Origin of the sequence: Alteromonas lipotrueiana, assembly GCF_019249245.1 — a bacterium.
Classification (GTDB): domain Bacteria; phylum Pseudomonadota; class Gammaproteobacteria; order Enterobacterales; family Alteromonadaceae; genus Alteromonas; species Alteromonas lipotrueiana.
This window is the reverse complement of the sequence record NZ_JAESDK010000001.1, coordinates 111,686-123,954: the sequence shown is the minus strand read 5'-3', so window position 1 is coordinate 123,954 and position 12,269 is coordinate 111,686. Positions and strand designations below refer to the sequence as shown.

Genomic DNA, 12,269 nt, shown 5'->3' with positions numbered 1-12,269 from the left:
TTAATAAACACGGTATTCGCCTCAACTTGGGCATGCGGTACCCGGGAGGCAACCTCGTATTACACACTAATTAAAAAAAGCAGGGTTTATTCAGCGGGATAGGGGCAATACTTTTTCAGAACTACAATGCTTATTAAAAAGGCCGTCTCCAAGCTCTGAGACGGCCTTTGTGCTAGGTAACGATTATTAGGTAACGATTATTAGGTAACGATTAATTGAAAGTGACGCCGCCCTGATTAGGAACAATTTCTAGATTGTTCTGCCCGAAATCTTCACTGCCAGGGCAATTATTAACTACGCCGCTAAGCACAATAGTGCCAGTGTGAAGATTGCTGAACTGCCCCGTTCCTTTTACCAGGTTAATGTGTTCGTTGATCACTAATGGTGTGCCACCTGAGCAGATGAAATCGCCGGATTGTGGAATAAGCACGTCATTCTCTGAACGCAATGTATAATCCCGCTTCTCTCCTACTAATCTATGCGAGGCAAGCCCGGTTAAAGGATCAATTGTACCTACCAAAACGCCTTCAACTTTTATCTTACGATGCGTGGTTTTGCGCTCTTGTCCGCTAAGGCTCTTCCAGTCTTTATTAACAAGCTTAATTTTGTAGGTACCCAATTGCTGGGGCGCTTCTCCCTGAGAAGGATCAGACACGGTGAATGTTTCCACTGTACCCTTTACCGGCACGTAGGTGCCTTTGGCCATTTTTGAAGATGCCATTGACGAAAATGAGAAACAAAAGAGAGTGGCCAGTAAGGCTGATTTGATTATATTTTTCATGGGGTCGAGTTTCCCTTGCTGTGGGTTAAATGTGCGCATCAATCAGCACGCCTCGGATACAATGAAATCTTATACGCAAGAAAACACAAAAAAAGCTTATGGTTTCTAAAGTTTTTTTTGGGAAGACGAATAATACTAAAATGGCCGGCCAAAATGGCCGAAAAGCGCTGATGCTTTTTCCTTTCTATCAGTATGAAAATAGGACAGGCACTTTCTGCCCCCTTGCTGCGCCTTTTATGACATTCATTACTTAGCGACAGCCATTCAGGCCATTTAATGTATACTCTACAAATTAGGCTTGTAGCAGCGTTATGTATGCGGCTTATTGGCAAAAATAACCCTCAGTTAAGATTATTTAGTGCGAGAAAAAGCTATGTTTACTGAAGGGGCTGTAGTGATTGGATGCAGTGGCCCGCAAAAGAAACTAAGCAGGGGGGAGTGTTGGCCAGACATGATGGCGTCAATGCGTTTTTTAATACTGAGAAACACAGAGTTCTGAGTCGCTTTTTCCCAGCAAGCGTCCAGGCTTCATTTACACGCTGCTAACCACACTTCATTTACACATTCGTGAGCCATTAAACCTTGTCACAAAAACGCCCTGAGCAGACAGCCAGCTTGCAGGGCCGGGCTCTGGGGTTAATCTGATTTTTGCTGAGAACAACTTGTCCCAATTATCGCCTAGCCTTTGTGTTGAAGCTTTATCAAGCGTCCGCCTTCTTTGTCCTCAAGTACGTATATATTGCCTTTGTCATCCTGCTCTACTTCACGAACTCGTTTGCCCCACTCGTACCGTTCAGCTTCCTCAACGTTCCAGTCACCCTCGTCATTCTGGCTAAAGGTAACACGTATTAAAGCCTTAGAAGACAAGCCGCCGATAAACCCGTTGCCTGTCCAATCACTATATAAATCGCCTTTATAAATAATGAAGCCGGCGGGGCTGATGGCGGGTACCCAAGCCAGTTCAGGAGCTTTAAAAACAGGATTATCTTCATGATTTGGTATTTTCACGCCTGAGTAATGGTCACCCTGCGAAACAATCGGGTAGCCATAGTTGCGGCCTCTTTCAATAATATTAAGTTCGTCGCCATGCTTGGGTCCCATCTCATGGGTCCACAGATTGCCTTGTTTATCAAAGTCGATGCCAAGCAGATTGCGGTGACCTAGTGTCCATATTTGGTTAGTCACGCTGCCGTTGCCAAAAAATGGATTGTCTTTTGGCGCGCTACCGTCTGCATTTAAGCGCAAGACCTTCCCAAGATTCATCGCCATATTCTGAGCCGGCATAAACTTTTGCCTATCGCCAGAAGTGATAAACAGGTAGCCATCAGGCGAAAAAGCCATGCGATGAGAGTAATGTCCGTTTCCGGTCATTGTGGGTGACTGGCGCCAAATAAGCTCTCTTTCAGACAAGCTTGCCCCGCTATCAGAAATACTTAGTTTTGCCCGTTCAATCACTGCGCCACTATACGCATCGTTTTGCGGATCGCGCTCTACGTAAGAAAGATATAGAGTATTGTTGGTGTTAAATTCGGGATGGATGATTACATCACCAAGACCGCCCTGGCCGCGTGGGGTAACGTCAGGCACATTGCTTACTGAAAAACGTTTTTGCTGGTTTTCATCAAGTAGCCACAATTTGCCCGTCTTTTCAGTAACCAGACTATGACCATCAGGCAAAAAGGTCATTGCCCAGGGTTTATCAAATGATGTCATCACAGCACCGGTCAGCGAGGTGCCCTGGCTGCCATCTATCTCGACCTGTGCAGACGACTCAGACTGAGCTACAGCAACAAAAGATGTCGCTAGCATCGTGAAGAGAAACGCTATTTTGTGACGCATATTGAATCCACCCTTCTTGACATTCGCGTAACTCCCACCATCTATTAGTGTGGCACGCAAACAATGAGTAATAATCGTATTACGTGTATTACACGCTAAAGCTCAAAATAGACAAAGCGCTTTAGTGTTATTCAGGAAAATCTGCGTAGTTACCATGATGACGAGCTTGCCCTTCCTAATCAGTTATATCAACAATCAGATGTTTCGGTCGGCACAGGCTGAATTAAATGACGTTGGTGGGAGGCACTTCAAAATCGGTCTTGCATGTTTTTACGACGGCATCAGGCGTCGTCAGGTCTGTTTAACCAAAGCCCGGCTGTCCGTTGTGCGGGTTAAGCTCGTTTCATCAGCAAAAGGCGGTTCTGGTAAAACCGATAGAGCAAAGTGGCCGAAAAGCGACAATGACTCTTCATTTGTGTCAGCGCCCGCGACGGCTAAACGCCAACACTTAATTGCGATCAGGCTATCGGTGTTTACTGGGCGCCGCTGGTTTAAAGCAATAATGAAACACCACGCCTCCAATTGCTCCGGCTAAACATTGCAGAATAATACCGGTGGTTTCCCGGGCGCCGGCAATTAAAGTTACGCCCATGATGGGCTGCATTGACAGCAGCATCACCAGCATCGCAACCCCACCGCCCAGTGCGGCAATATAAGGCGAGGGTTTTATCCAGCGACCGAGCAGAACCACTACCACCATACTTAAAACCAAGGCTAAAGCTATGGCTGGGCCATAAGTGGGTAATAAGCCCCACACATCGTAAGCGCTCATCGATAGGCGTTCGCCAAAGGGAACCTTCACATCGACCTCGGTCAGCGCATGAATAACCCGCTGTGAATGAAACACACAGGCCAGCACATAGGTCACTACCCAGGCCGGCATCAGGGCCACTACAAAGCGACGCAAGAGGGACAAAAAAGACATAAATGGCTCCGCCAAAAACATAAGTGGCGGTCAGTCTAGCCTGCCCGGCGTGCAGAATCTATGCCTTCAACGTATATCACCTACTTTACATGAATTTCGTGTTACGCTAATGGCTCTTGTTATTTATCAGACTGGATTTTATATGCATTGTAAATGGCGGGTTTGGCTTGGCACATGGCTAATGTTGCTGGGCACGGGTGAGTTATTTGCTCAGGCCGATTATCAGGTTCAAAGCCTTACTTCCAAACCTTTACATAAGCCCTGGACGTTACAGCAACTGCCCGACAACCGTTGGGTTGTTACTGAACGTAAAGGTAACCTGGTGTTTATTGATGAAAACGGACAGCTTAGTCGCTCAAAGGTAGAGTTACCCGGTTTGTATTTTAAAGGGCAGGGCGGTTTGTTAGATCTCGCGCTGGCCCATGATTTCGCACTTTCTAACCGGGTGTTGATTTCATATGCTACCGGTAATGATGCGGCAAACCAGCTGGTGGTCGCCACCGCCGTGTTAGAAAATGACAGCTTGAACCAGATAACACCTATTGTAACTGTTAAGCCGGCCAAGGCCACGCCGGTACATTTTGCCGGTCGGCTGGCTAAGTTGCCCGATGGCACCTGGCTGGTAAGCTCAGGCGATGGCTTTGACTATCGGGAGCAGGCTCAGGTCAAAAGCAGCCAGCTGGGTAAAATTTTGCGCTTTCGCGAAGACGGTAGCGTCCCTAAAGACAACCCTTTTGCCGATGCGCCTTATGTTTTTTCGATAGGCCACCGCAATACTCAGGGTTTGTTGGTTCACCCAGACTCCGGAGCTATCATTTCTCATGAACATGGCCCCGCCGGTGGCGACGAAATTAATATTATTGAAGCGGGCAACAATTATGGCTGGCCGGTCATAACCAATGGCAAAGATTATTCTGGTGCCCGAATTTCACCTTACGAAGATTATCCGGGCATGGAACATCCACTATTTGATTGGACACCTTCTGTCGCACCCTCGGGCATGGCACTTTATAATCATGACCTCTTTGCTGCGCTTTCGGGTCAGTTGCTGGTTACTACATTAAAAGAAAAAGCCTTATTAGGGGTAAATATAGATGCTGCCCCCGCGCGTAGTGAGCGAATTTTTACCAAGATAGACCAGCGCTTGCGCGATGTAGCGGTAGGCAAAGACGGTGCCATTTATGTACTTACAGATGGCGCCAAAGCCGAAGTGCTTAGGGTCACGCCTGCCCAGACTGCACCGCAATAATTGCGCTTTTCAATAGTGATATAGGCAGGCTGAATACCGGTTATAAGTAACTAAAAGCGTATTATCATTCAAATTAATGCTATATGCCGATATAATTCCGGCGTTTTATTAGTCACGTCCTGTCGCCAAGACCGTTAACTTATTCCGGCAGGACTAACCATGAGGAAGACATCGTGTTAGAAGAGTATCGCAAACACGTAGATGAACGTGCTGCACAAGGTATCCCTCCTAAGGCCTTGAATGCTGAGCAAGTGGCCAGTCTGGTCGAATTGCTGAAAAATCCACCTAAAGGTGAAGAAGAAACTCTGCTTGAGCTTATCTCTGAGCGTGTTCCTCCGGGTGTAGATGAAGCTGCGTATGTAAAAGCTGGCTTCTTGAGTGCACTAGCCAAAGGTGATGATAGCTGTGAGCTAATCAGCCGTGAAAAAGCGGTAGAACTGCTAGGCAATATGCACGGCGGTTATAATATTGTTACCTTAATCGAATTACTCGATGACGATGCACTGGCGCCATTAGCCGCCAAAGAACTAAAGCATACATTGCTAATGTTTGATGCCTTTCATGATGTGGAAGAAAAGCATAAAGCAGGCAATAAGTACGCAACCGAAGTCATCGAATCATGGGCCGAAGCCGAGTGGTTCACCCAGCGTAACAAGATGGATGATAAAATCACCTATTCTGTGTTCAAAGTGACCGGCGAAACCAATACCGACGATTTGTCTCCGGCCCCTGATGCATGGTCACGTCCAGATATTCCATTGCATTCATTAGCCGCCTACAAAATGACTCGTGATGGCTTAGAGCCAGAAGAGCACGGTGTTACCGGCCCAATGAAGCAAATTGATGAAGTGAAAAACCAGGGCCACCCGGTTGCCTTTGTGGGTGACGTAGTCGGTACCGGTTCTTCACGTAAATCAGCGACCAACTCGGTGTTGTGGTTCTTTGGCGAAGATATGCCTGGTGTGCCCAACAAGCGCGGCGGCGGTGTGTGTATTGGTAGCAAGGTAGCCCCTATCTTCTTCAATACCATGGAAGATGCTGGCGCACTGGTTTTTGAAGCCGATGTAGAAAAAATGAATATGGGCGATGTTATCGACATTTTCCCATATGAAGGCAAAATCACTAACCACGAAACGGGTGAAGTGCTGGCCGAATATAGCTATAAGTCAAAAGTGATTTTAGATGAAGTACGCGCTGGTGGCCGTATTAACCTTATCATCGGCCGTGGCCTGACCGACAAAGCGCGCGAAGCATTGGGTCTGGGTCCAACTGAGATGTTCCGTACGCCTGAACAGCCTAAAGACACCGGCAAAGGCTATACGCTGGCGCAAAAAATGGTGGGTAAGGCCTGTGGCGTAGATGGCATCCGTCCGGGAACTTACTGTGAACCTAAAATGACCACCGTAGGCTCGCAAGATACCACCGGTCCAATGACCCGTGATGAACTTAAAGATCTGGCGTGTCTGGGCTTTACTGCCGATTTGACCATGCAGTCATTCTGTCATACCGCAGCGTATCCGAAGCCAGTTGATATTGAAACTCAGCACACTTTGCCTGATTTCATTATGAACCGTGGTGGTGTTAGCTTACGTCCGGGTGATGGTATTATTCACAGCTGGCTAAACCGTATGTTGTTGCCTGATACCGTAGGTACCGGTGGCGACTCGCATACTCGTTTTCCATTAGGCATTTCATTCCCGGCGGGCTCTGGTCTGGTTGCCTTTGCGGCGGCCACAGGGGTTATGCCTCTGGATATGCCAGAATCAATTTTGGTTCGCTTTAAAGGTAAGCGTCAGCCTGGTATCACTTTGCGTGATCTGGTACATGCCATTCCACTTTACGGTATTAAGCAAGGCCTGCTGACCGTAGAGAAAAAAGGTAAAATCAATCAGTTCTCAGGTCGCATTCTTGAAATTGAAGGGTTAGAAGACTTAACGGTTGAACAGGCTTTTGAATTATCTGATGCCTCTGCCGAGCGTTCAGCTGCAGGTTGTACAATTAACCTGTCAGAAGACTCGATTGCCGAGTACCTGCGTTCAAACATCACTATGCTTCGTTGGATGATTAACGAAGGTTACGGCGATCCGCGTACACTTGAGCGTCGTGCTCAAAAGATGGAAGAGTGGCTGGCTAACCCAGAATTGATGCGTGCTGATAAAGACGCCGAGTATTCTTCGGTTATCGAGATTGACCTGAACGACATCAAAGAGCCTATTGTTTGTTGTCCGAACGACCCTGACGATGCGAAAACATTATCAGATGTGGCGGGCGACAAAGTTGATGAAGTATTCATCGGTTCTTGCATGACCAACATTGGTCACTTCCGCGCTGCCGGTAAACTGCTGGACAACTATGGCAAAACGCTACCTACTCGTTTGTGGATTTCTCCACCAACAAAAATGGACAAAGCGCAGCTAATGGAAGAAGGCTACTACAACATTTATGGCCGCGTGGGTGTACGTACCGAAATGCCAGGCTGTTCACTGTGCATGGGTAACCAGGCACGGGTTGATGCCGGTGCTACGGTATTATCTACTTCTACCCGTAACTTCCCTAACCGGTTAGGTGATGGCGCCAATGTATACCTTACCTCTGCTGAGCTGGCGGCGGTGGGTGCCATTGTGGGTCGTATACCTACCGTAGATGAGTACATGGAATACGCCGGCAAAATTGATTCAATGGCCGCTGAAGTTTATCGCTATCTGAACTTTGATAAGATTGAAAGCTTCATGAAGGCAGAAGAAGATGCCAAAGCGAAGATTATTCCTACCCTGAATATCGCCTAGTTTACCTAACGCGATAACGAAGCCGGCGTCCTTTGTGAGCCGGCTTTTTTTATGCCTGACAGATTACTGGATAATTATTTAACGCATAGGTAGACTGCGGCGTGACGTAAAATTTTTCGGCTATTTGTCTCTGGCTTTTTTTCAGACCTTCGCATAGGAAATAACAATGCATAATACAATGAAAGCAACATTTCTTGCTGCTGTGCTAGGTTTTTTGCTGGTGACATGCAGTACAGCACATGCCCGCCAGCCGGTTGAATTTGAGCAGGCTACGGTGGTTCTAAAGGGACAACCCTACACCGTAGAGTATGCCAAAAGCATGCGGCAACGAGCTCAGGGGCTCATGTTCAGAAAATCATTATGCGATGACTGTGGCATGTTGTTTCAGTTTTCGCCGCCCAAACAAGCCAGTATGTGGATGAAAAATACCTTTGTGGCGCTTGATGTTGCTTATATCGACAGTAACGGGGTGATTACTGATATCAAACCCTTACAACCTCATGATCTGAACGCCGTGGCGGCATCTACAAAAGTTCTGTACGCACTGGAGATGAACCAGGGCTGGTTTGCCCAACAGGGAATCAAAGTCGGCGATTCAGTAACCATCAAGCCATAAATCAGACTGCAATAGCGATAACCGGAGGAAAGTTGTGTCCCAATCATTAACAATCGCGAAATTTGGCGGTACCAGCCTGGCCACGTTTGACGCCATGCAAAACTGTGCCCGTATTGTTCTGAACAATAAAGCGACCCGCATTGCGGTTGTCAGTGCCTCAGCCGGGGTTACCAATCATTTGGTTACTCTTGCGCATACTGCAATGACCCAAGAGCAAATAAAAGATATTTGCAGTGCGATAAAAGCAATTGAAATGGCGATTGTCAATCAGCTCAATGAACCCGAATTGGTTCAGGACAAGCTCGACGATCTGTTAGACGAAATGGCAGGTCTTGCGCATCATGAAGAAATACTTCATCGGGATGATTTAAAAGATCAGTTGTTGTCGATGGGCGAAAGAATATCCTCGCTACTGTTTAGTGCGGTTATTAACGAAATGGGGAATCAGGCAATAAACTTTGACGTACGCAAAGTGCTACGTACCGACAGTGAATTTGGCGCTGCCAGTCCTGAGCCTGAAACCATCGCTGCATTAAGCACGGCGTTGTTGATGCCTGAAGCCAACAACGCAATTGTAGTGACTCAGGGCTTTGTCGGTGCAGATGAACACGGCAAAACCACAACACTGGGACGGGGCGGTTCAGACTTTACCGCCGCTTTACTTGCTGAAGCGTTACACGCCCAGGTGTGTGAAATTTGGACTGATGTAGCCGGAGTGTATACTACCGATCCGCGTATTGCCCCCAATGCTCACCCACTGCCTGAACTTAGTTTTGAAGAGGCCGCTGAAATGGCTACGTTTGGTGCCAAAGTACTGCATCCGGCAACGATGGAGCCAGCATTGCGCGGTAATGTCAAAGTGTTTGTCGGGTCAAGTAAAGCTCCCGGGCAGGGTGGCACCTGGATTATGCGCGATTGTGAAGACGAACCCCCTTACCGGGCTATAACACGCCGTAAAGAACAGGTTATGGTTACGGTAAAAACACCTAAGATGATGTACGCACAAGGCTTCCTGCAGCAGGTATTCGCCATTATTGCCAAGCACCGGTTAAGTGTTGATTTGGTCACTACCTCTGAAATTTCGGTATCATTTACACTCGACAACCCAGCAAATTCGGTAGCCCAGCGATTGAACAAAGAAACCATTGCCGAACTTGAGACGTTGTGTGATGTAAAGGTTGAGCATGGCTTTGACCTGGTCACTGTGGTGGGTAACCATATGCAAAGCGCAAAAGGGGTTTCAAGTAAAATTTTTGCCGCGGTGGCTGACTATAATCTACGTATGATTTGTTTTGGGGCAAACCCACACAATATGTCATTTTTAGTCAATGAGAAAAACAGTACCCCCATTGTGCAGCATCTGCACAAAGCGCTGTTTGAATAAAGCCTGTATACAGATAAACATAGAGAGTCAGCGATTTTTAAGCTGGCTCTGTATGATTTTAATTAGCTTCAGACACTTCACTATGAAGTTTTAGCACTTTATCGCCATCGTCTTGTTCAATTAAATATGCAGGATTGTCGTTATCGGCTTTGCGGGTCACTTCTGAGCCTTGCAGCGTACGGCTTACTTTTTCCCAGAATACTTCTCTAACCTTACCGCTACCTTTGCCATTTCCCCATTCCCATTCTACTTCGGTGTTAGTCTGGTATGCCTTGCTCATCGTAGTCTCTTTGCTGCTTGCGATAGGGTTTACTACGCGCTCAAATTCACTTTAGTTTGTTTTAATCAAAACTGAGGGTGAAATGGCTGAGCATAAAAAAGCCGGGCCATAAAAAAACCGGTGACTATACACCGGCCTTTTATCGTTGTTATTCAGTTCAGACTTTAAACTGACGTATAGAGTGCTGAAGCTCTTCTGCCAGCCGGGCCACCTCATGGCTTGACTCCGAGGTTTGCTGAGCACCAATCGTCGTCTCCTCGGCAATACCCACAATGGTCTCGAGCTTTTCGCTGATTTCTAGGGACACGGTATTTTGTTCACGCGCAGACTGCTCTATCTGAGAGCTGACATCGTGAGCCTGGTGTACCGCTTCTGAAATAATATCCAGCGCTTGAGTGGCCTGGTCGGTTTGTTCAACACACACTGCAGTTTGCTCTTTGCCCTGATTCATAACCGATACTGCGCGTTCGGCTCCGGCTTGCAATACTTCAATCATGGCGTTTATTTCCTGGGTCGACTTCTGCGTACGACTTGCCAGGGTGCGAACCTCATCAGCCACCACCGCAAAGCCCCGGCCTTGTTCACCGGCTCTTGCCGCTTCAATAGCCGCGTTTAACGCCAGTAGGTTGGTTTGATCTGCCACTCCGCGAATAACATCTAAAATACCCCCTATGCTGGCGCTATCCTGATGCAATTTATTGATAACTTCAGCGGCCTCTTCAACGTCACGAGCTAAAACTTCAATCGTTTGCTTGTTCTCCTGAGAAATCTGACGCACTTTTTTAGCTTCGCTGTCAGCGTGGCGTATCTGGCTCAAGGTGTCTTCAGCATTATGCATCACCAGTTCAGAGGTAGAGTGCATTTCAGTGGTAGCCGTTGCCACCTGGGCAATCTGCGACTTTTGATCTTGTATAGAATGTGTAGTCTGCGCCGTAACTGTTGAGGTTTGTTCAGATGCCGCGGCCAGCTGTTCAGCGCGATCGTTTATCGCCAAAATCAGCGTTTTAAGGTTAGCGATAAGCTGATTACAATTGCGCGCTAATAGCCCAAATTCATCCTGAGCAGAATCATCCAGACGCTGAGTCAAATCGCCTGAAGACGCTACATTTAATAGCTCGTTTACCCGGTTTAACGGTCGGGTAATCGCGCGTACGGTAAAGTAGCCAATAACCACCGCAATAATAAGTGAGATAATAACCACAACAATGACAATCAGGTTGCCGCTGGCTACTTTTTCGCTGACCTGTTCGTCAATTTGCTGCGCCCGAAGCTTTGTTAGTTGAAGCAGCTTTTCTAACTCGACAATGGCTTCTGAAATATTAGTATCAGATTTTTGTAAGCTAATTTCGGCAGCATTTCGGTATTCAAGTCTGTTGACATGCAACTGCAAAACGCCATCTTCGGCAGTAATAGCATTCAGTGACCCGTTTACCAGGTTATTAATTTGATCAAGCGTGCCCGATGAATCCTGATTATTTGCAGCGCTTACCATTGACGAAAGCTGCTCTGCAACATTATCGACAATCAAGGTTACTTCATTGCCCAGGGTTTGAGCGCGTAATAGTGTCTGGGTTTTAACATACTCAGAAGACACGGTAAGTAGCGACAACAGCGTGGTTTCTAACTCGCTGCCTTCACGGGCTGCATTTTGCAAGGCGGTATTGTTTTGGACCGATTGCATATCGGAAAAGTCGAGCAGATACATAGACGCATCATCGGCATTATCTTCAGCATCAGCCAAACGATCTTCAATCGTATTACGCAGATCCATGTATTGAAAATGGTTGCTGTACATGTTTTCTACGTTTTCAACATAGGTGTCGTAGCTGGACTTCACTTTTACCAAAGACTGTTTTAATTCTGCATCATTGCTAACAATCTGGCTAAGCTTTGTATAAGTGTTATCAAAAACCTGTTTGTTTTCCTCAAAAGCGGCTTGCTTGGCTTTAAGACCAGAAAGCTCTTCTTCAATGTAAGACTCAAAGGTTAGCCGTCCCATATTGACAAACGTGGTCTTGAGGGTATGGCTGCCTGAGAGCGTAGGAATTGCAACCTGATTGACCTCTTCTGTCGCCGAGCCGACGGAGTTAAGGTTGTATAAAGAAGAAACACTAATTACGACCAATAGTAAGCTAATGGTGAGGAAGCCACCTATAATGCGCTTAGCAACCGTGATTTTCATCGAAACTCCTGATGCGGGTATTAATATTTGAATTAGGGTCGGCGCGGTCAGAAATTCCGCTAATCTTTTCCTGATTAACACAAGCTAACTGACTGAATTATTAAGCCAAAAAAGCACAGTCTGAACTGGCCTGAAATTGTATCGGCTATCCTAAAATATACTTTACCGTATTTTGATTTCTGGGGTAGGCGTTGTTATCTATTCTTACGTATAGAAAGACGTTCATT

General features: G+C 46.8%; 9 protein-coding genes. 4 read left to right on the top strand and 5 right to left on the bottom strand.

From position 1 onward, the window contains the following. Positions 1–211: 211 nt before the first annotated feature. The 3 genes from JK130_RS00555 to JK130_RS00545 form a co-directional block, all read right to left on the bottom strand. Positions 212–781, bottom strand: coding sequence for a hypothetical protein (locus JK130_RS00555; RefSeq protein WP_218352254.1), 570 nt, complete (start codon positions 779–781; stop codon positions 212–214). A gap of 678 nt (positions 782–1,459) precedes the next feature. Beyond that, positions 1,460–2,620 (bottom strand): PQQ-dependent sugar dehydrogenase, encoded by a 1,161-nt coding sequence (locus JK130_RS00550; protein ID WP_218352253.1) that lies wholly within the window; start codon positions 2,618–2,620, stop codon positions 1,460–1,462. A 463-nt stretch (positions 2,621–3,083) separates the two neighbouring features. Beyond that, positions 3,084–3,545, bottom strand: a complete 462-nt coding sequence (locus tag JK130_RS00545; RefSeq protein ID WP_218352252.1) for a hypothetical protein — start codon at positions 3,543–3,545, stop codon at positions 3,084–3,086. A gap of 142 nt (positions 3,546–3,687) precedes the next feature. Here JK130_RS00545 and JK130_RS00540 point away from each other — a divergent pair, with 142 nt between their 5' ends. The 4 genes from JK130_RS00540 (at position 3,688) to lysC (ending at position 9,580) form a co-directional block, all read left to right on the top strand. Beyond that, on the top strand, positions 3,688–4,794 hold the full coding sequence (locus JK130_RS00540; protein ID WP_218352251.1) for a PQQ-dependent sugar dehydrogenase: 1,107 nt from the start codon (positions 3,688–3,690) through the stop codon (positions 4,792–4,794). A gap of 173 nt (positions 4,795–4,967) precedes the next feature. Continuing rightward, the gene (gene acnB / locus JK130_RS00535) at positions 4,968–7,580 is read left to right on the top strand and encodes a bifunctional aconitate hydratase 2/2-methylisocitrate dehydratase (RefSeq protein ID WP_218352250.1); all 2,613 of its coding nucleotides are present in this window, start codon (positions 4,968–4,970) and stop codon (positions 7,578–7,580) included. A gap of 166 nt (positions 7,581–7,746) precedes the next feature. Continuing rightward, positions 7,747–8,196, top strand: a complete 450-nt coding sequence (locus JK130_RS00530; protein WP_218352249.1) for a DUF192 domain-containing protein — start codon at positions 7,747–7,749, stop codon at positions 8,194–8,196. A gap of 94 nt (positions 8,197–8,290) precedes the next feature. Continuing rightward, entirely contained in the window at positions 8,291–9,580 is a 1,290-nt protein-coding gene (gene lysC, locus JK130_RS00525; protein ID WP_246587660.1) for a lysine-sensitive aspartokinase 3, read from the top strand. A gap of 58 nt (positions 9,581–9,638) precedes the next feature. Here the strand turns inward: lysC and JK130_RS00520 are convergent, their stop codons facing one another. Together JK130_RS00520 and JK130_RS00515 are read right to left on the bottom strand one after the other, a co-directional pair. After that, complete coding sequence (locus JK130_RS00520) at positions 9,639–9,860, bottom strand: hypervirulence associated TUDOR domain-containing protein (RefSeq protein WP_218352247.1); 222 nt, start codon at positions 9,858–9,860, stop codon at positions 9,639–9,641. 157 nt (positions 9,861–10,017) lie between these two features. After that, a complete protein-coding gene (locus tag JK130_RS00515; RefSeq protein WP_218352246.1) occupies positions 10,018–12,042 on the bottom strand; it encodes a HAMP domain-containing methyl-accepting chemotaxis protein in 2,025 nt (674 codons plus the stop codon). Positions 12,043–12,269 lie beyond the last annotated feature (227 nt).